Origin of the sequence: Enterobacter cloacae complex sp. ECNIH7 (assembly GCF_002208095.1) — a bacterium.
GTDB lineage: Bacteria > Pseudomonadota > Gammaproteobacteria > Enterobacterales > Enterobacteriaceae > Enterobacter > Enterobacter cloacae_M.
On record NZ_CP017990.1, the window covers coordinates 3,213,050 to 3,231,898 of the forward strand.

An 18,849-nucleotide genomic window follows, 5' to 3' on the forward strand; every position below is an offset into this window, starting at 1 on the left:
AAACCACTCAATGCGTTATGTGTGTTTGGCAAACCTCCGGTAGTCATGATATTCCGTGAGGTATCGCTAATGACAAGACAAATCTGGAGATTGTGGCACGGATTATAAACCCTAAAATCGCTGAGTTCAGTAACAAATTTTAGGTGTTTACGATGAGTGCGTGCTATGCCTCTTAAAAATTCACTTTCGCATTGATGGAAGCGCAAAATTCAGCCTTTCCACATTCACAACCTGCTGATCCACCCGGTCAATATCCACCGAGCTTTGCCCCTTCTCATTCACCGCTTTAATGTTCGCCAGCGACAGCAAGGTCTCATCTTTAGCCATAAATTTACCCCGAACATCCTTGCGCAGGTCGAAGTTAATCTTCAGGGCGGGACCCACAGCGGCTTCCTGCATCACATTGATGTTGCGTAAGAAAAGATGCTGCGGCTTGTTGTGCAGTTCAAGCGTAGCACGCTGCATTTCCACGTTGGTTATCGCCACAAACGAGGTGGCATTACCGGATGAAATCTGTATTCCGCGCAATTTATACGCAAGCTGTCGATTATCGAGGTGAATATTATTGAGCTTGAAATTCTGCGGGATGGACAAATAATCGCCTTTTATTACCCCATAGCCGATTAACATTCCGGCGCTGTTCACCATATCGACATTATCAATAATGAAATTATCACAGCCATAAATGGCCACCGTGGCGTTGTCTATTCCCGCCTTTTTACTGAAATCGGGGGTAATATTTTTGGCTTTGATATTGCGGATAACAAAATGCTTACCGTTTTCAACGTGCACCAGCTGGCGACAGTTGCTGCCGGTGATGTTGGCCACCACGAAGTTCTTGACGGTTTGCTTCTCCGGATAGTCGTTATCGTAGGTACTGCCGGCGAGGCCAATGCCGATGCCCCAGTTGATCTTGCCGTTGGTGCAGTTGATGTTGTCGATGACATGATCGGAGATCAGGATATTGCGATCGTTGATGGCGACGTTCCACTCGATCGCATCGCCCTGAAGATGGCTAAATTTACTGTTGGTGATGCGGGCACCGTCCACCTGGTTGTGGAACCCCTGGCGCAGGATGGCGTAGTTAGCCTGACTCACGCTGATGTTATCAATCAGCAAATTGCGCATCACGCTCGGTTTCTTGCCGCCGATGTAGATCTGCGTCACCGGGCCAAAACCGCTCATGGCCAGCCCTTTGATGACGCAGTCAGAGCCGCGAACGTCGAGCGTAATGTTCTCCGTGCGACCGGCACCTTCGCCTATCACTTTGCTGCCTTCCTGCAGAACAAAGCGGCCGCGCCCGTTGCCGGTTAACGCCCCGCGGATCAGCAGCGTTTTACCGTCGGGAATGAAAATGCCCGTATTGATGTTTTCGCAGGTGAGCCCGGCCGGTACCACGACGGTGTCGCCATCATTGAACGCCTGCTTAAAGGCGGCGATCCAGTCGTTGTTATTGTACTGATTAACAGAGACCGTTCTGCCGCTTGCCGCCCGCGCGATGCGTGACGACAGCAGCGGCGTGGCCGCCAGAACGGAGAGAGAAGAGACAAAAGTGCGTCGGGTAATCTTTTTCAGCATACATCCTCGGCGTTACAGCGTTTGCAGCAGGCTCGCTAACTGGCGGTTAATCACCTGCTGGTTAAAATCGGTTTCCACTTTTTGTCGGGCGTTATGGAGCACGGGCTCCAGCGCCTGCTGGTCAATATCGCTGAAGGCAGCTAATCGGTCCGCAAGGGCCATCGCGTTATTCTCCGGCACCAGCCAGCCGGAATGGTCAGACTTAATCAGCTCCGGGATCCCGCTGTGCAGGGTTGATACCACCGGAATACCTACGGCCATCGCCTCCATCAGCGCCACCGGAATGCCTTCCATATCGCCATCGGCGCCCGTTACGGAAGGCAACAGAAAGACATCCGCCTCGTCGAGCATGGCCTTGACCTCGTGGCTCGGCTTGAAACCCGGCATCTCTACGACATCTTCCAGCTGATACTGTTCGATAAGCGTGCGCAGACGACGCTCCCACGGCCCAATGCCGAGAATGCGATAGTGGAAATCTACCCCGCGCGCTTTCAGCTGGCGGCAGGCTTCAATGGCTACATGGAGGCCTTTCTTCTCGGTCAGGCGAGCAACGGAGATGATCTGCAGTGGTTTTCCCGGCACCTTGACAGGACGGCGTGTGAAGCGCGTTAAATCCACGCCCATACGCGAAACGGCAATTTTCTCTCCCGGGCAGCCCATGTTTTTCAGGCGCCCGGCCCACAGGTCGCTGATAGGCAGCATCATGTCGCCGCGCCTGAACAGCTGCTGATACTCCGGCGTGTAGTGGTTCAGCACTTCGCGGCTGGAGATATCGATACCGTGGAAGATGGTCGCAATTTTGCCGTCAATCACGCCCAGCTCGCGCAGCTTCGCGGCGATGACGCCCGCCGGGCCAAAGTGGGCGATAAACACGTCGGCACGATACGGCTGCGCGGTTTGCCCGCAGATGGCCGACAGGATCAGATTGCGGGATTCCGCCCCATAGCGGGAAACATTCAGCGCCCGCCACGTCGACGCGCGGTGGATCCCGCGCAAGGTCTGGCTGGCCCGGTGGCGCAGCTTGCTCAGCCTCCCGGACGGCTCATCCTGCAGCCAGCGGGTTTTCGCCTCCAGCCCATACTGGGTATAGGCCGCATGGGTGTTTTGGGTATCGCCCTTTTGCAGGGCGATAATCTCCACGTCATATCCCATATCGATAAACGCGGTGATTTGGTTCAGGACAAACGTTTCAGACGACAGCGGAAATTTCAGTAAGAAGAAACCAACCTTCATTTCCCCTCCCGCACGCGGTCAAGTACCGATTTCACCATCCCAATGCCCTTCTCGCGCTCGGCTTTCACCGCCACGGCCAGGCGTTCGTTGATGGCGGGCAGTTGACCCAGGGTGTCCCCCACCATCGCACCCAGCGAACCATCCAGCAGATGACGGATATCCACGGCCATTTCCGGCATACCGAGCTGCTGCATGATGCCTGCTGATTTGTGTTCGTAGTTGATGGCAATGGCCGGCGTGCCAAAGTTCAGGGAGATAATGGCGGAGTGCAGCCGCGTGCCGACGGTCAGGTCGCAGGCGGAGAGCAGCTTGCCCATCTCCAGATCGTTCAGTTCGTCCATCACCACATGATAGCGGGACGGATCGTTAACCAGATTGCGCAGGTTCAGCGCCACCATGCGGTCGTCTTTGTTGTAGCTGTCGATGCCGGTGCAGGTTGAGAGCGCGAGCACCTGGTACCCGCTGTCCAGCACGCGGTTCACCACGTCGGCGAAGGCTTTCTCATACGCCGCCTGGGTCGTACCTAAACGTTTATCGAAGGGCGCCAGCTCGCGCAGGGTTATTGCGACGGTTTTCTGTTTCGACGTCACGTCGAGCCAGTGCTGCACCGCGTAGCTCGGCTGGAAGCTGTCGTCCTGGTGATCCACCAGCCACGCGGTGTCCACGCCGTGCTCAACTTTTGAGGTGTCAATTTCGCTGCGCTTCATCATGTCGAGGCTGACCGACTCGCGCAGGATCAGCGCGTCGCAATGGCCGAAGACGTAGTTTGCGAGCTGGTTAAACTGCGGATCCTGGAATGGCCCGACGCTGTGGCCGATCATAAACAGCGGCTTTTTCGCCATAAAGGTACAGAGCGCATGCTCAAACTGCGGCACGCCGTAGAGATCGACGAAGAACGATCCGCCGACCTGAATAATGGCGTCGTAGCCGGACAGCAGACGGACAAAATCGGTAAAGCCCTGCGCGATCGCGATGTTGCGCAGCTTGCCGGTATCGGTCACGCGGGAAAGCAGCACCTGGTGCTGATAGCGACGGCGCAGCACTTTCTTTACGCGGCCCATCACGCCCGCGGCGTTATTGTGCTGTTTCATCTGGCTGTAGAGCGGGTCGCCCATCACGGGGCGGTTCAGTAACCAGGATGAGCTAACCGGATAACGGCTCATCACGTCCACTTCGGTCTCAGGCTTAAGGGTGTTAATTGCATCCAGTAAACCGCGCAGGATGGCGCTGTCGCCACGGTTGCCGCAGGTATGGTTGCCAAGAATTAATAATTTCATAATGGCCTCTTAAATAACTAGCCTGCGCGAAGCAGCGTTTTCATTTTTTCGTTACGGCAAAACTGGCGCTTCATCTCCACCACCAGCGCATTGCGTGACAGCACAATCATCACGCCAAATGCCAGCGCGCCCGCGGCAACCTGCACCGCCAGCAGCGCGGCCAGCGGCAGGTGACCGCTGAGGATGATGCCCAGGCCGTAGCTCACCGCTAGGGTCGGCAACGAGAGATAGAACGGCAGCCACAGGCTCAGGATGTACTGACGGTAGCTGGAGCCCAGCACCGGCTTGATCATGATGAAGTAGCTCAGAACGGTATTGACTACCTGCACCAGCAGGAAGCCCAGCGTGACGCCGATGGCGCCCGCCATATGCCCGCCGACGATAATTGCCGGAATAAACAGGAAGGTTTTGAACACGTTGAACTTAAAGCTAATATCGACGCGCGCTTTTGCCATCAGCAGGGAACCAATCGGATTCCCCACGGAGCGCAGGAGCCCCACCACGCACAGCAGCTGCAGGATCGGGATGATGCCGTTCCACTTCTCGCCAAACACCAGCGGCACGAAGTTGCTGGAAACCACCATCAGCCCCAGCAGCACCGGGAAGTTGATAATCCCCACCACGGAAAGCAGCTTGTAGAAGTTAACGCGCAGCTTCTCGGTGTCGTCCTGGATCTTGGCGAAGGCCGGGAACAGGACGCGGGTGATGATCGGGTTCAGCTTCATCGGCGGCACCACCGCGACGTTGTAGGCCAGGTTGTAGCCCCCCGCCACGCTCGCGCCAAGAATACGCGCCAGCACCAGCGTCGACAGGTTGGTATTCACATAGTTGATAATGCTGTCCGCCGTCAGCCACGCGCCAAAGCGCAGGTTGGACGAGACGGATGCGAGAGAGAAATGCAGCCCGGGACGGTAGATCTTGCGGCCAAAGTAGCCGAACAGCAGCGTACGCACGGCAGAGTTAACCAGGTATCCGAGGATAGCGGTCATCGCCAGCGGCCAGAAATGGGCGCTCACCACGGTGAAGGTAAAGCCCGCCAGCACGGCACTGGTCTCGATCATGCCGATCTTGTTGAACTCCAGCTCTTTCTGCATCAGCGCGCGGAACTGCTGCCCGTGCGGGATCACCACGAAAGCAAACGACAGCGTGCGCATCAGCGGAGCCAGATCCGGGTTGTGCAGCACGCTGGCGATGATATCGCTCAGCAGGAACACCAGCACGAACACGAAAATCCCCAGCCCCACGTTCAGCCAGTAGAGCGTGGTTAGCTCCAGATGGCTGATCTCTTTGCGCTGGATAATCGAATTGGCGATACCAAAATCAGACAGCGTATCGGCCAGCGCGATAATCACCAGCGAGACGGTCAAAAGGCCGAACTGGTGATTATCAATAATGCGCGCCAGCACGGTCATCTGCACCAGACCGAGGCCAATGATGACGATGGTCGCCATCGCTGACCACTTCGCCCCGCTGATGGTTTTTTCACGTAAGCTCATCTTAGTACGCCGCTTTGTTCACGAAACCTTTGAAGATGGTCAGAAAAACAATCTTGATATCGAACCAGATACTCCATTCACGGATGTACTCCAGATCGAATTCGATACGTTTTTCCATTTTTTCCAGCGTGTCGGTTTCGCCGCGCCAGCCGTTAATCTGCGCCCAGCCGGTAATGCCCGGCTTCACCTTATGGCGCAGCATGTAGCCTTCAATCAGCGCGCGGTACTGCTCGTTGTGCGCCACCGCGTGCGGACGCGGGCCAACAATCGACATCCCGCCGGTGAAGACGTTGATAAACTGCGGCAGCTCGTCCAGAGAGGTGCGGCGCAGGAAGTTCCCCACGCGGGTGACGCGCGGATCGTTCTGCGTTGCCTGGGTCACCACCTTGTCGTTTTCCATCACCTTCATGGAGCGGAATTTCCACACCATAATCGGCTTACCGTCCATACCGTAGCGGGTCTGGCGGAAGATAACCGGGCCGGGAGAGCTCAGCTTCACCGCGAGGGCAATGCAGCACAGCACCGGGGAGATGAGCAGTAAAATCAGCGAAGAGAGCACTATATCTTCCGCGCGCTTCAGCACGCGGTTAATGCCCGACAGCGGGGTGTCGTACAGCGGTACCACCGGCACGCCGTTCACTTCTTCAATGCGTGAATGGAGGATGTTAAAGGTAAAGACGTCCGGGATCAGGATCACCGAACAGGTGGTGTCCGCCAGCTCGCGCATCAGCTGCTTGATGCGGGATTCGTCTTTCATCTGCATGGCGATGTAGACGTTATGAATTTTGCCGGCTTTCGCGTCTTCAATAAGCTGTTCGTAATTGCCCGCCCAGTCCGCAGGCACGCCGCCCGGCTTCGCGTCGTGATAAATCCCGACCACTTCAAACCCTAACCACGGCTCTTTGCGGAAGCTGTCGAGCAGGACCTTACCAACCGGCAGATCGCCCGCTACGGCAACGAAGCGACGGTTATAGCCCCGGTTGCGCAGCCAGCCCGCCCCAAAGCGGATCAGGGAACGGCACACCACCATGCCGACGCTGGTTAACAGATACCAGCTCAGATAGGTCACGAGGCGATTATCAAAATCATGACTGAAGGCCACCAGGCCCGCGCTGAAGATCAGGCTCAGGGTCCAGTTCTGCAGCAGCAGCATCAGTTCAGTGGTCATTTTGACGCCGCGCCACGAGCGGTAGAAATCGGTCATTCCGCCGATCATCTGAAACACGACCAGCGCAATCAGGGCCATCAGCAGATGCATATATAAGAACGGCAGCCCGCCGAGCCGACACACCGCCCACAATCCACCGACCATGATGGTGATATCAGAAAAACGCTGCACCATAGAGATTAACGATGCATTCGTTCTCGCTCGCTCGCGTTTTTTTAGATTCGTCATCGTTGTTCCTGTATTCGGTTCCCCCTCCCGCCGGGAGGGGCAAGTATTACTGATTCAACAGCGCCAGAATGTCCTTCGTTCGGGCTTCCATCAGCGCCGTGTCAGCACGGGACTCCACGTTCAGACGCACCACCGGCTCGGTGTTGGACGAGCGCAGGTTGAAGCGCCACTGCGGGAACGCCATGCTGATGCCGTCCGTACGGTCAATTTCCAGCGCGTGGATCGCAAAGTGCTGCTCCACGCGGGCAATGGCATCGGCAGGCTGCGCCAGCTTGCTGTTGATCTCCCCGCTCGCCGGGAACAACGCCATGCGGTCGCGCACCAGCTCGCCCAGCGTCTGCCCCTTCAGGCACAGCAGCTCGGTGACCAGCAGCCACGGGATCATCCCGCTGTCGCAGTAGGCAAAATCACGGAAGTAGTGGTGGGCGCTCATCTCGCCGCCGTAGATGGCGTCTTCTTCGCGCATGCGCTCTTTGATGAAGGCGTGGCCGGTTTTGGACATCACCGGCGTGCCGCCCGCCGCGGAGACCACGTCGACGGTGTTCCAGGAAAGGCGCGGGTCATGAATGATTTTCGCGCCCGGGTTTTTCTCGAGGAACGCTTCTGCCAGCAGGCCGACAATGTAGTAGCCCTCGATGAACTGCCCTTTCTCGTCGAACAGGAAGCAGCGGTCGAAGTCACCGTCAAAGGCGATGCCCATGTCCGCGCCGTGCTCAATCACCGCGTTGCGGGTGTCGTCGCGGCACTCCGGCAGCAGCGGGTTAGGAATACCGTTCGGGAAGTTGCCGTCCGGGGTGTTGTGCACCTTGACGAAGGTTACCGGCACGTTCAGCGCCTTAAAGCGGGCTTCCAGCGCGTCCACCACCGGGCCGGCCGCGCCGTTACCGGAGTTGATGACCAGCTTCAGCGGCTTGAGGTTCGCCACGTTGATGTAGCCCAGCAGGTGGTCGATGTACTCTTTCTGCAGGTTGATTTTTTTGTAGCTGCCGCGCTTAGCCTCGTTCACCGGTGGGAAATCGTTGGCTTCCGCCAGGCGCTGCACGTCGCGCAGGCCGGTGTCGCCGCTGATAGGGCGCGCGCCCTTGCGCACCAGCTTCATCCCGTTGTAGTCCATCGGGTTGTGGCTGGCCGTCACTTCGATACCGCCGTCCACGCCCAGGTGGAAGGTGGCAAAGTAAATCTCCTCGGTCCCGGAAAGGCCGATATCCAGCACGTCCACGCCCGCGTCCTGCAGCCCTTTCGCCAGGGCCAGCTTCAGGGATTCACTGGTCAGACGCACGTCGCCGCCCAGCACGATGGTCTGCGGTTTTAAATATTCGCCGTACGCGCGGCCAATGCGCCACGCAATGTCTTCATTCAGCTCTTCGCCCAGCTTGCCGCGAATATCGTAGGCTTTAAAACAGGTTAATTTTTCCATGATGACCCCTTTTTTAGGCAACAGTCGGCCCTGACCACTTAATGGCCAAATTGATTTTTTTGTCATTCGCAGGCCCGGTAAGCGCAGCGCCACCGGGCATAATGCATGCTACACCCGCCCGTAGCGGTCCTGGAAGCGCACGATATCGTCCTCTTCCAGATACGAGCCGGAGCGCACCTCAATTAAGTCGAGAGGAATTTTCCCCGGGTTCTCCAGACAGTGCGTCGCCCCCAGCGGAATATAAATGGACTCGTTTTCACCCAGCAGTTTGACTTCACCGTCGATAGTGACTTTAGCGGTACCCGCAACCACCACCCAGTGCTCGGCGCGGTGATGGTGCATCTGCACCGACAGCCCCTCGCCCGGCTTCACGGTGATGCGTTTCACCTGGTAGCGATCACCGGAGTCAATGGAGTCATATTTCCCCCACGGACGGTAGACTTCGCGGTGAATATGGTGCTCGTGACGGCCATCGGCCTTAATTTGTTCAACCACTTTTTTAACGTCCTGCACGGCGTTACGGTCGGCAATCAGCACGGCGTCCTTGGTCTGGACAACCACCAGATCCTTCACCCCGACCGTGGTCACCAGGCCGGATTCGGCGTAGACGTAGCTGTTTTCCGTTTTGTGGCTAATAACATCGCCGTGGTGGACGTTACCCTCCGGGGTATGGGCGCTGATCTCCCACAGGGAGGACCAGGAGCCGACATCGCTCCAGCCCGCATCCATCGGTACCACGACGGCGTCCGCCGTACGTTCCATCACCGCATAGTCAATGGACTCTTCCGGGCAGGCGAGGAACGCCTCTTCATCCACGCGGATGAAGTCGAGATCCGGGTCCACCACCGCCATCGCTTTCTCGCAGGCGTCCAGAATATCCGGGCGGTATTTGCGCAGCTCTTCCAGATAGCGTCCGGCGCGGAACAGGAACATCCCGCTGTTCCAGTAATACTCACCGCTGGCGACATACGCCTGCGCGGTTTCCAGATTCGGTTTTTCAACAAACTGCGCCACGTCAAACGCCACGCTGTCGCCTTCCCCCGGCGTCACGCTGCCGCGACGAATATAGCCATATCCGGTTTCCGGCAGATCCGGCACGATGCCGAAGGTCACCAGCTTGCCGCTCTCGGCGTAAGGGATCGCCGCACGCACCGCGTCGCGGAAGGCGTCTTCCTGCTGGATAACGTGGTCTGCCGCCAGGACCAGCATCAGCGGGTCACAGTCCGGGCTGCTGCGTTTTGCCGCCAGCGCCGCCAGGGCGATCGCGGGCGCGGTATTGCGTCCGGCAGGCTCAAGGATGATGTTTTCGGTGAGCTTATTCAGCTGGCGCAGCTGCTCGGCAACAATAAAACGGTGCTGTTCGTTACAAATCACCACCGGGCTTTCACACTCCACGCCGTGCAGACGGTTTACCGTCGTCTGCAGCATGGTGAGATCCCCTTTCAGGCAGAGGAACTGTTTTGGATAGAGCACGCGGGACAGCGGCCACAACCGGCTACCAGAGCCACCAGCCATCACAACCGGATACAAAGTGGTTTGACTCATGATTTATCCCCGTATATCTGTAATAAATTGGCTCAGCACGTTCTCTTTTTCGAGCGTGCGTTCGGCATATTCACGTGCCACCGTGTTCACTTTTGGCATGGCAAGCGCTTGCTCAATTCCGGTTACCAGCGCCGGGACCGATTCCGGCTCCACGCACACGGCAATCCCCGGATAGCTGTCACACAGCTGGCCTAATTCTGTTTCGGCTTCTGCCGTGATCACCGCGTTACCGCCCACTGCCAGAATGTTGGTCAGCTTGGACGGCAGCACCGCGTCCGCGGCGCCGCGTTTTTGCACCACCAGATGGCAGTCGCCCATCTTCAGCAGCGCAGGCAGTGCCTCGTAAGACTGAAGCGGGAAAAATTTCACGTTGGTCAGGCCGCGTTCACCGGCCATTTTTTCCAGCCGCGCCTTTCCACCGCCCTGCCCGACAATCACAAACGTCCACGGATGTTCACTCAGCAGCTGGGCCGCTTCAATCACGCTTTCCAGCCCCTGCTTTTCGCCGATGTTGCCTGAGTAAAGAATGATTTTTTGATCTTCAGGCAAACCGAGCTGCGCGCGCAGGGCATGAGCATCCTGCTCAGTTACATCGCGAAAACGCGCCACTTCTGACCAGTTCGGGAAGAAAATGACTTTCTCCGCCGGGACGCCCTTCTCCTGCGCCTTGTTCATCATCGAGCGCGAGATAGTCGAGACGTAATCAACGTTGTGCAGGCCGCTGCGCTCAAACGCGCTGGCGAGCTTCGCGACCTTGCCGCCTTTACTCTTGCCTGCCATCCCCAGGCCCAGCATGGCGTCAACTTCGTAATCCTGTATGTGCAGCAGAGTGCGCGCGCCGGAGAGTTTGCCCAGCAGGCGCATGCCCGGCGTGCAAAACAGCGTTGGCACCACGCCGATGATGCGATCCGGCTTCCAGCGACGCTGCGCCATCAGCGGGAAGAAGCTGCTCAGGGCAAAGCTGCCCAGATGAAGTAACCGTTTCAGCGTTGAGGGCTGCTTAGGCACATACAGCGGGCAGCGCCAGACGGTCGCTGCGCCCTCTTCGCGACGGTAGCGCCAGCTTGAGTAGCGCTCCCCGACTTTCCACTCCGGGTAGTACGGCGGCGCGGTAATGACCCGCACGTCATGTCCCTGGCTCGCCATCCACTCGACCATCTCGCCGGTGTATTTCCCGATGCCGGTTAATTCCGGCGAGTAGTTGATTCCGTATACGAGGATCTTCATATGCCCGGCACCTCGGCCTGACGTTCAGCCAGGAAATAGGCACGACTGTTGTCATGCACATTGTCGCTGGCAAGCAGCGCCTCTGGCGTCTGCCAGCGGTAGTCGTCATGCTGAGAATCAGGCAGACGCAGGTCTGCCTCACTCACCTTCAGGCGGAACCCCAGCACGATGTAGTGCGTGGTGAACCCGGTGCCTGAAAAGTTATCGTCATAGAAGTGCTGCCAGACCCCGTAAAACTGGCCCGCTGCCATCGGCAGCTGCAGGCCCAGTTCCGCCAGAGTGAGACGCTCAAACGCATCGCTCAGCGTCTCATCCTTCTGCACGCGCCCGCCGGGCACGAACCAGAAGCCCTGTGCAGGACGGTTGGTTCGTTTCCCCAGCAAGAACTCGCCGCGTTCGTTCTCCACGATCAAATCAATTGAGATGAGCGGAGTGGAACGCACTACCGTGGCAAAATCTTCCTGACTTAAAAACATCGTTACCCCCGGAAGCGGTGCTGGTTTTCCAGGAACCACTGGTAGGTACTGGCCAGCCCCTGCTCCAGTGACACCTCGTGATACCAGCCCAGCTGATGCAGACGGGTCACGTCCAGCAGCTTGCGCGGCGTGCCGTCCGGTTTCGTCGCGTCAAACACCACGCGGCCCTTGTAGCCCACCACCTGCGCGATGGTTTGCGCTAGCTCGCGAATGGTGCAGTCCACGCCGGTGCCGACGTTGATGTGCGACAGCATCGGCTCGGTGTTCTCCTGCCACACCTCGCGATCCAGCTCCATCACGTGAATGCTGGCGGCAGCCATGTCGTCCACGTGCAGGAATTCGCGCATCGGCGTACCGCTGCCCCACACCACCACGTCCGGCGCGTTCTCGGCGGTCGCCTCGTGGAAGCGGCGCAGCAGCGCCGGGATCACGTGCGAGTTGCTCGGGTGGAAGTTGTCGTGCGGTCCGTACAGGTTGGTCGGCATCACCGAACGATAGTCGCGGTTGTACTGGCGGTTGTAGGACTCGCACAGCTTGATCCCGGCAATCTTGGCAATCGCGTACGGCTCATTGGTCGCTTCAAGCGTGCCCTGCAGCAGTTCGCTCTCGGCGATCGGCTGTTTCGCCATTTTCGGGTAAATACAGGACGACCCGAGGAACAGCAGCTTATTCACGTTGTGCAGATGCGCGGCGTGAATGATGTTGCTCTCGATCATCATGTTTTCGTAGATGAAATCCGCCGGGTAGGTGTTGTTAGCGACAATGCCGCCCACCTTCGCCGCCGCCAGATACACCTGGTCAATGCGTTCATTAGCAAAGAAGTCCTGTACCGCTCGGCTGTCGAGCAGGTTCAGCTCGTCACGCGTGCGGACAACCACTTCGACGTCACCGCGCTGTTCGAGCTGGCGAACAATCGCGGAACCCACCATTCCGCGATGACCGGCGACAAAAATACGTTGTTTTGTCATTCTCAGGACTCCAGCGCGATGGCAACCTCGTAGCCATGAGACTTGAGCAGGGAGTGTTTTTTCGCTGCTTCAAGATCTTTGGCTACCATCTCGGAAACCATCTCCTGCAGAGTGATTTCTGGTTTCCAGCCCAGCTTCTCGTGCGCTTTGGTTGGGTCGCCCAGCAGGGTTTCCACTTCAGCAGGACGGAAGTAGCGCGGGTCAACCTGCACAATCACGTCGCCTGGCTTCACGCCCGGTGCGTCGTGGCCGGTCACGGAAACAACGATACCTTTCTCTTCCACGCCGGTACCTTCGAAGCGCAGTTTGATGCCCAGCTGTGCCGCGGCCATTTCAACGAACTGACGTACGGAGTACTGCACGCCGGTCGCGATGACGAAGTCTTCTGGCTGTTCCTGCTGCAGCATCATCCACTGCATTTTCACGTAGTCTTTGGCATGGCCCCAGTCACGCAGGGAATCCATGTTGCCGAGGTGCAGGCAAGATTCCAGACCCTGCGCGATGTTGGCGATGGCGCGGGTGATTTTGCGGGTCACGAAGGTTTCGCCGCGACGCGGAGATTCGTGGTTGAACAGGATGCCGTTACAGGCGTACATGCCGTAGGATTCACGGTAGTTCACGGTGATCCAGTAGGCGTACAGTTTTGCTACCGCATACGGAGAGCGCGGGTAGAACGGCGTGGTCTCTTTCTGTGGGATTTCCTGCACCAGGCCGTACAGCTCGGAGGTAGATGCCTGGTAGAAGCGAGTTTTCTTCTCAAGGCCGAGGAAGCGAATCGCTTCCAGCAGACGCAGCGTACCCATGGCATCAACGTCGGCGGTGTATTCCGGGGATTCGAAGGAGACCGCTACGTGGCTCATCGCGCCCAGGTTGTAGACTTCATCCGGCTGTACTTCCTGCAGGATACGGGTCAGGTTGGAGGTATCGGTCAGGTCGCCGTAGTGCAGGTGGAATTTCGGGTTCGCCGCGTGAGGATCCTGATAAATATGATCCACACGTTCGGTGTTGAAAGAAGACGCACGACGTTTAATACCGTGTACTTCATACCCTTTTTCCAGCAGGAACTCTGCCAGGTAAGAACCATCCTGCCCGGTAACGCCGGTGATGAGAGCGACTTTAGACATGTTTATATTCCTCTACTTATGAATTTAATCAGTTTCAACGCGTTCGCGTATCACCACTGCGGGGTTGCCACGGCAAATTTTATTTGCCGGTAGCGATTTAAAAACGCTGCTGCGGGCACCGACTACCGTGCCATCGCCAACAGAAACACCCGGTGCAACAAAAACATCCGTTGCCAGCCAGCATTTTTCACCTATCGAAACAGGCGAAGCGGTAATATCAAAATGCTGACTCATAAAGTCGTGGCTGCCGGTACACAAATAACATTTCTGTGAAACCACCGAATTTGCGCCAATCGTTATTTCGCCCAGGGTATATAACACCGCGTCATCCCCAACCCATGCGTAATCCCCAAGCGTTAATTTCCACGGATAGGTAATTTTCACAGAAGGTCGGATGACTACGTTTTTTCCGATTTTTGCGCCAAACAGGCGCAATAAAAAAGCTCGCCAGCGATACATTATTTGCGGCGACCAGGCAAATAACGTTGCCTGAACGGCCCACCACAACTGTACCTTAATACCGTTCCCGCCCCGAAAACCTTTCGGCACGGAAAAACCTTTTAAATCCTGCATTGCGTTTCCTTATATTCAGGCTTTGTTATATAAGGTTTTCGTTTTGCCTGTGGTGCGCAGGCGTAATAAATAAGACAATTCCGCCCAGAACCCCGGCACGCGTAATATTTTACGCTGTACGTTTTTGGCGTCCTGGCATAATTCCAGATTATTAGACGTTGACACGCCGCCCATTGAGAATTCAGACACCAGCCCTTTAATTCGACGGAACGGGTAACCTGATTTATACAGGCTGGCTGCCAGCGCATAATCGGAAGACACTTTATACTGTAAATCGTAAGGCTGTTTTTTCAGACCCTTTACCGGGAAGAAAATGGCCTGATGGCTGGCCGGCAAGCTGTGGTAGATATACCAGCCTGGCTTCGCGCTGCGGCACACTTTATGTCCGTCGCCAAAATCGAGCAGCGCATCGCCAATATACATGGCGTCCTCTTTCTGGCGAGCCAGCTGACGGGCAAACAGCGCCACGTCTTCATGGAAAATATCGCCCGAGTTCAGGAAGATGGCATAACGGCCTTGCGCCATGCTGATGCCTTTATTCATCGCATCATAGATGCCTTTATCTTTCTCGCTGATGTAGCGTAAGTTGAACTCACCGTTGAGTTTTTCCAGAAACTCCGCCGTGCCATCGTTCGAGCCGCCGTCGACCACAATCCACTCAAAGGTGAGGCTTGGATCGCGCGCCAGGTTGCGCAGCGAGCGCCAGGTTTTTACCACCCCTTCGTAATTACGAAAAGCGACAGTAATGACGCTAAGAAACATAAATCACCTCATTTCGTCATACGTTCGTAATATTAAGCGCCTTGCGCAGAATAAACGGACAGACAATCAAGAAAGCATATTCCGGGCTAAATATTGACCCGGTAAAAAACAGCGACACCGGAGTAAACAGATAAAGCTGAACGCGAAAGTTCTGGTTATCACCAAACGCGTTAATCATCATTTTGAAAACTTTAAACAGATACCACAGGGTCAACAGTACGGCGAACCACGAAAAATAAATAATTAACAGATACAGACCATTGTCTATGGTTTTACCGACATCCGCACCGTTAAAGATTCCGAATGATGCAACATATTCGTAAAGTGAGCCGAATCTTACTACCCCATCAATATGGGTTAAGGAATAACTCACCATCACCAGTGGCCCAATGATGCGATAATAGGACGAAGACCCTTCCGTTCCCAAATCACCCAGACGTTCTGAGATGTACGGGAAGGCAAATATCACGCCTACCAAAAATACCGTCAGGGAGATAATCGCCAGCGGCAGTTTTTTCTTAATCGCATCTTTGTTCAGGTACTGGAACGCCCACTCCAGCAGGTAAAACAGGATAAATGTCATTACCCCTGAGAACGATCCAGACAGAACAATTCCTGCAAGAATCATAGCATCGGTCTTAGGCGTTTTGATACCAAACTGTTTAATGCTGAGCCAAATTGAGATTAACGCCAGAGCGAAAAACGCCGGTTCAAAATAGAGGGCCGTAGTACGCTTCCCGCCATACTTGATGAAGTTCAATACATAGCTGTTACTGTAAATGAGATATTTCGAAATTATCTCCATCAGGCTGCTGCCGCCGGTGAGAATAATTTGCGCCATCTCCAGTGCGGCAAGCATAACAATTAACGCAACGGCAATATAAAAGAACCTAAGGATTTTCCGATAATTGTGCGGAGAAATAGTTTTAAACCGAATACTCCAGACCATTCCGATAATAATAACAATATAAACAAACAGCATGGTCGACGTGACGTATTTACTTGCATCCAGCGACTGGCCAAAGATGTAGTTAAACAGCGTCAGGCCCGTGCCCAGACCTAAGGCAATCATCAGCTTCTTGAGGTTGATTTTATCGACATACAACAGAAGCAGAACGGGCAGGAAGGTTACGATGGTTATCGGGAAGCTTTCGCCGAGCTGGGCAATTTTGACGTTGACCAGCAGGTAGATCAGCGGCAGCAGCAGATAACTACAGATTCTGATAGAACGAGACATATTCCTCCAGCATCTGTTGTCCACTGTAGGCCTTGCGGCTGCGGTTGCGGAACGATTCCAGGTCTGTGCCAAAAACGATCTCAGCAATCTGCGCCTTCGGCAGCTGTACCAGCGGCAGGACCTCCTGCTCCGTGAAGGTTTTCCCGCCGGACTTTTCCAGCACTTCGCGCGCCGCATCGCTGTGGGTGGCGATCACCGGCACGCCGATAGAGAGCGCTTCGCAGAGGATCAGCGGGTAGTTATCTACACGGGAGCTGAACACCAGCGCGTCCATTTCATTCAGCGCGCTCATCAGCTTGCGCTTGTCGGTCTCAAACCCGTGGTTCACCACGTTGGCCCCTTCGAACGGTGAAAACTTGCCGAAAGTGTGAAGCTCTATCTTGTCACCCAGCGCCATCATGTCGCGCACCAGCTGCTGGTTGGTTTTACCGTCGTAACGCAGGTCATGCGCAACGATAGCAATTTTCGGTTTGCCCGCGGTTTCGGCCACCGGGGTCAGCTCGGCAAGAATGGCTTCCGTCGCTACGTCGATGCCGTTGTTGATAATCTGACAGCGCCCTGCCCCGTACAGGCTGTTGAAGGCATCGGCCACGTGCTGGCTCGGGGAGATAAACGTACAGCCGAGCGAGAGCATGTCGCGGAACAGCTGACGCTTTCCGGCCACCAGCTGATGCGCGCGATCCACCTTTACCGGCGGGTAGTTGCTTAACGTCGGGCACTTCTGGCAGTTATCTTTCCAGCCTTCGCAGCCGTCGGTAAACGCGCAGCGTCCGGTCACGCTCCAGTGATCGTGCAGCGTCCAGACAAAGCGGGTGTCGGGCTTGTGGGCTTGCACCTTCTGACAAAACGCCACCACCTCTTCCAGATTCAGCCAGTAGCTGTGCAGCACGTGAAAATGCAGCACAACCGGGCCGGTCGTGCGCGTCACGGTGCGGTAAAGGTTGTTCAGGTTGCCAAACAGATCGCGGTTAAACAGACGGAACAGCGCAATGTTGGCAATGGAGGTCAAACGCGGCGTGTGCTTGTGCACCTGCGGGAAATTATCGTGGCTAACGCTTTTCTTGCCGCCTTTGCCGTAGCCGTAAATAAAACGAGACTGAAGTCCTTTTTGCAGCGCGCGCTGGTGCAGATCCAGGGCCACGCCAGCCGCTCCGCCTTCTGCGAGGCGTACGTTAAATTGCAGAATGTTCATTTAATCACCTTCACGCGGGCTTTTTCTCCCACCACCAGCGCGTTATCCGGAATGCTGTCCAGCACCACGCTGCCAGCACCAATCGTGACGTTATTACCAATCGTAATGTCACCGATGATTACCACGTTCGCCCCCAGCTCGACGTTATTGCCGATGACCGGGCAGGCCAGGCTGTCAGGCCCGCGGTTGCCAATGGTGACCGCATGACGAATGGTGAAATCATCCCCGGCGACCACAAACTTGTTGATCACCACCGCATAGCCGTGATGGATGGTAAAGCGGCGGCCAATGGTGGCAGCGGCCTGAATTTCATAGCCAAAAAAGCATTCTGTAATGATGCGGTACAGCACCAGCACGGGCGCCGCCCAGATATTGTTCAGCACGTTTTTCTTACGCCACACCGAGCAAAAGTGCGCGATGCGGTACGCCAGAACCATGCAGCACGGACGCAGGCTCCAGCTGTTAGCGCGGCAATCTTCCAGAAACATTATTTCCCCCGAAGTCCATCAGCCAGGCGTTTGCCGTTACGCACGGACAGCAGCGTCAGCAGCGTGCGCCAGTTCATGCGCTTATTGCGGATCTGATAGAGGGTGAAGAGCTGATATTTACGGCTGGCACGGTCAAATTTGTCCTTGTGCTTGCGGTAAAAATGGAAGTAGCCGGAGAACTTCTTCGGCGAGGAGGTGATTTGCATCTCCCCGTGGTTGATATGCAGGATCTGCGTGGCCTCTTCCACTTTCCACGGCTCGCCGTATTCCACCACCATGCGCAGGAAGATATCGTAATCCTGCGCGGCCTTGAGTTCGGTATCGAACAGGCACTCTTTGAAACGCCACGCCCAGGTGAAGACCTGGTTACCAATAATGTTGCGCTTGTAGAACAGGCGGCGAGAATACGGCGATTTCGGGTACAGCGGCAGGCTGGCGGGCTGCGAGTAAACCTCGCCCTGGCAGACATAGTCGTTGGCATACAGGAAAGCGTGCGTGACCAGCTGCTCTTTATGCGACAGGAAGATAGACAGGCGGTTCGGCGTCCATTCGTCATCGTCATCGATCCCGGTCAGATACTGCCCTTTGGCCTGCATAATCGCCTGATTACGCACCGCGCACGCGCCGGAGTTAATGGCGTTATGCGTATAGACCACCCGCGGGTCGTTGAGGTCAGTTACAAACTTTTGCAGCTGTTCATACGAGGAAGAGCAGTCATCCACGATGATCAGCTCCCAGTTATCGTAATCCTGTCGCAGGACGGATTTGATGGCGCGGATCGCCAGCTGCTGACGATTCCATGTCGGCATATAGATTGAAACTAAAGGGCGTTGTGTGGTCATCTTTTCCCCTCACCCCGG

The 18,849-nt window shown here is 56.1% G+C and carries 17 protein-coding genes; all 17 read right to left on the reverse strand.

Annotated features, from left to right (window positions below):
- Positions 1-180 precede the first annotated feature (180 nt).
- A complete protein-coding gene (wcaM, locus tag WM95_RS15860; protein ID WP_063408431.1) occupies positions 181-1,578 on the reverse strand; it encodes a colanic acid biosynthesis protein WcaM in 1,398 nt (465 codons plus the stop codon).
- A 12-nt stretch (positions 1,579-1,590) separates the two neighbouring features.
- The gene (gene wcaL / locus WM95_RS15865) at positions 1,591-2,811 is read right to left on the reverse strand and encodes a colanic acid biosynthesis glycosyltransferase WcaL (RefSeq protein ID WP_063408432.1); all 1,221 of its coding nucleotides are present in this window, start codon (positions 2,809-2,811) and stop codon (positions 1,591-1,593) included.
- Positions 2,808-4,088 (reverse strand): colanic acid biosynthesis pyruvyl transferase WcaK, encoded by a 1,281-nt coding sequence (gene wcaK / locus WM95_RS15870; protein WP_063408433.1) that lies wholly within the window; start codon positions 4,086-4,088, stop codon positions 2,808-2,810. The genes wcaL and wcaK overlap by 4 nt, the downstream gene beginning before the upstream one ends.
- A gap of 17 nt (positions 4,089-4,105) precedes the next feature.
- Positions 4,106-5,584, reverse strand: a complete 1,479-nt coding sequence (gene wzxC, locus WM95_RS15875) for a colanic acid undecaprenyl disphosphate flippase WzxC (protein ID WP_063408434.1) — start codon at positions 5,582-5,584, stop codon at positions 4,106-4,108.
- 1 nt (position 5,585) lies between these two features.
- Positions 5,586-6,980 carry an undecaprenyl-phosphate glucose phosphotransferase gene (gene wcaJ / locus WM95_RS15880; protein ID WP_063408435.1) on the reverse strand — a complete coding sequence of 465 codons (1,395 nt, stop codon included), beginning with the start codon at positions 6,978-6,980 and terminating at the stop codon, positions 5,586-5,588.
- Between the two features lie 46 nt (positions 6,981-7,026).
- Complete coding sequence (gene cpsG, locus WM95_RS15885) at positions 7,027-8,397, reverse strand: colanic acid biosynthesis phosphomannomutase CpsG (RefSeq protein ID WP_063408436.1); 1,371 nt, start codon at positions 8,395-8,397, stop codon at positions 7,027-7,029.
- Positions 8,398-8,505: 108 nt separating this feature from the next.
- Positions 8,506-9,942: a mannose-1-phosphate guanyltransferase gene (gene cpsB, locus WM95_RS15890; RefSeq protein ID WP_033145975.1), complete on the reverse strand. Its 1,437-nt coding sequence runs from the start codon at positions 9,940-9,942 to the stop codon at positions 8,506-8,508.
- Between the two features lie 3 nt (positions 9,943-9,945).
- Entirely contained in the window at positions 9,946-11,169 is a 1,224-nt protein-coding gene (wcaI, locus tag WM95_RS15895) for a colanic acid biosynthesis fucosyltransferase WcaI (RefSeq protein WP_023312397.1), read from the reverse strand.
- Positions 11,166-11,645, reverse strand: a complete 480-nt coding sequence (locus WM95_RS15900) for a GDP-mannose mannosyl hydrolase (RefSeq protein ID WP_029742031.1) — start codon at positions 11,643-11,645, stop codon at positions 11,166-11,168. Before WM95_RS15900 ends, wcaI begins: the two co-directional genes overlap by 4 nt.
- Before the next feature lie 2 nt (positions 11,646-11,647).
- Positions 11,648-12,613 (reverse strand): GDP-L-fucose synthase, encoded by a 966-nt coding sequence (gene fcl, locus WM95_RS15905; RefSeq protein WP_013097874.1) that lies wholly within the window; start codon positions 12,611-12,613, stop codon positions 11,648-11,650.
- A 2-nt stretch (positions 12,614-12,615) separates the two neighbouring features.
- Complete coding sequence (gene gmd / locus WM95_RS15910) at positions 12,616-13,737, reverse strand: GDP-mannose 4,6-dehydratase (RefSeq protein ID WP_014884502.1); 1,122 nt, start codon at positions 13,735-13,737, stop codon at positions 12,616-12,618.
- Between the two features lie 24 nt (positions 13,738-13,761).
- Positions 13,762-14,310, reverse strand: a complete 549-nt coding sequence (gene wcaF, locus WM95_RS15915) for a colanic acid biosynthesis acetyltransferase WcaF (protein ID WP_063408437.1) — start codon at positions 14,308-14,310, stop codon at positions 13,762-13,764.
- 15 nt (positions 14,311-14,325) lie between these two features.
- Positions 14,326-15,072 carry a colanic acid biosynthesis glycosyltransferase WcaE gene (wcaE, locus tag WM95_RS15920; RefSeq protein WP_023312400.1) on the reverse strand — a complete coding sequence of 249 codons (747 nt, stop codon included), beginning with the start codon at positions 15,070-15,072 and terminating at the stop codon, positions 14,326-14,328.
- 16 nt (positions 15,073-15,088) lie between these two features.
- On the reverse strand, positions 15,089-16,309 hold the full coding sequence (gene wcaD / locus WM95_RS15925; RefSeq protein WP_088544855.1) for a colanic acid polymerase WcaD: 1,221 nt from the start codon (positions 16,307-16,309) through the stop codon (positions 15,089-15,091).
- On the reverse strand, positions 16,284-17,501 hold the full coding sequence (wcaC, locus tag WM95_RS15930) for a colanic acid biosynthesis glycosyltransferase WcaC (RefSeq protein ID WP_032658829.1): 1,218 nt from the start codon (positions 17,499-17,501) through the stop codon (positions 16,284-16,286). The genes wcaD and wcaC overlap by 26 nt, the downstream gene beginning before the upstream one ends.
- Complete coding sequence (gene wcaB / locus WM95_RS15935) at positions 17,498-17,989, reverse strand: colanic acid biosynthesis acetyltransferase WcaB (RefSeq protein ID WP_023312402.1); 492 nt, start codon at positions 17,987-17,989, stop codon at positions 17,498-17,500. The genes wcaC and wcaB overlap by 4 nt, the downstream gene beginning before the upstream one ends.
- On the reverse strand, positions 17,989-18,831 hold the full coding sequence (gene wcaA / locus WM95_RS15940; RefSeq protein WP_023312403.1) for a colanic acid biosynthesis glycosyltransferase WcaA: 843 nt from the start codon (positions 18,829-18,831) through the stop codon (positions 17,989-17,991). The genes wcaB and wcaA overlap by 1 nt, the downstream gene beginning before the upstream one ends.
- Between the last annotated feature and the right edge of the window lie 18 nt (positions 18,832-18,849).

What these genes read in the sequence shown, in the direction of transcription:
- wcaL (WP_063408432.1), bottom strand. Translation starts at nt 2,811, where the DNA reads ATGAAGGTTGGTTTCTTCTTACTGAAATTTCCGCTGTCGTCTGAAACG.
- wcaC (WP_032658829.1), bottom strand. Translation starts at nt 17,501, where the DNA reads ATGAACATTCTGCAATTTAACGTACGCCTCGCAGAAGGCGGAGCGGCT.
- wcaI (WP_023312397.1), bottom strand. Translation starts at nt 11,169, where the DNA reads ATGAAGATCCTCGTATACGGAATCAACTACTCGCCGGAATTAACCGGC.
- wcaK (WP_063408433.1), bottom strand. Translation starts at nt 4,088, where the DNA reads ATGAAATTATTAATTCTTGGCAACCATACCTGCGGCAACCGTGGCGAC.
- wcaD (WP_088544855.1), bottom strand. Translation starts at nt 16,309, where the DNA reads ATGTCTCGTTCTATCAGAATCTGTAGTTATCTGCTGCTGCCGCTGATC.
- wzxC (WP_063408434.1), bottom strand. Translation starts at nt 5,584, where the DNA reads ATGAGCTTACGTGAAAAAACCATCAGCGGGGCGAAGTGGTCAGCGATG.
- WM95_RS15900 (WP_029742031.1), bottom strand. Translation starts at nt 11,645, where the DNA reads ATGTTTTTAAGTCAGGAAGATTTTGCCACGGTAGTGCGTTCCACTCCG.
- fcl (WP_013097874.1), bottom strand. Translation starts at nt 12,613, where the DNA reads ATGACAAAACAACGTATTTTTGTCGCCGGTCATCGCGGAATGGTGGGT.
- wcaM (WP_063408431.1), bottom strand. Translation starts at nt 1,578, where the DNA reads ATGCTGAAAAAGATTACCCGACGCACTTTTGTCTCTTCTCTCTCCGTT.
- wcaJ (WP_063408435.1), bottom strand. Translation starts at nt 6,980, where the DNA reads ATGACGAATCTAAAAAAACGCGAGCGAGCGAGAACGAATGCATCGTTA.
- gmd (WP_014884502.1), bottom strand. Translation starts at nt 13,737, where the DNA reads ATGTCTAAAGTCGCTCTCATCACCGGCGTTACCGGGCAGGATGGTTCT.
- cpsG (WP_063408436.1), bottom strand. Translation starts at nt 8,397, where the DNA reads ATGGAAAAATTAACCTGTTTTAAAGCCTACGATATTCGCGGCAAGCTG.
- wcaE (WP_023312400.1), bottom strand. Translation starts at nt 15,072, where the DNA reads ATGTTTCTTAGCGTCATTACTGTCGCTTTTCGTAATTACGAAGGGGTG.
- wcaA (WP_023312403.1), bottom strand. Translation starts at nt 18,831, where the DNA reads ATGACCACACAACGCCCTTTAGTTTCAATCTATATGCCGACATGGAAT.
- cpsB (WP_033145975.1), bottom strand. Translation starts at nt 9,942, where the DNA reads ATGAGTCAAACCACTTTGTATCCGGTTGTGATGGCTGGTGGCTCTGGT.
- wcaB (WP_023312402.1), bottom strand. Translation starts at nt 17,989, where the DNA reads ATGTTTCTGGAAGATTGCCGCGCTAACAGCTGGAGCCTGCGTCCGTGC.
- wcaF (WP_063408437.1), bottom strand. Translation starts at nt 14,310, where the DNA reads ATGCAGGATTTAAAAGGTTTTTCCGTGCCGAAAGGTTTTCGGGGCGGG.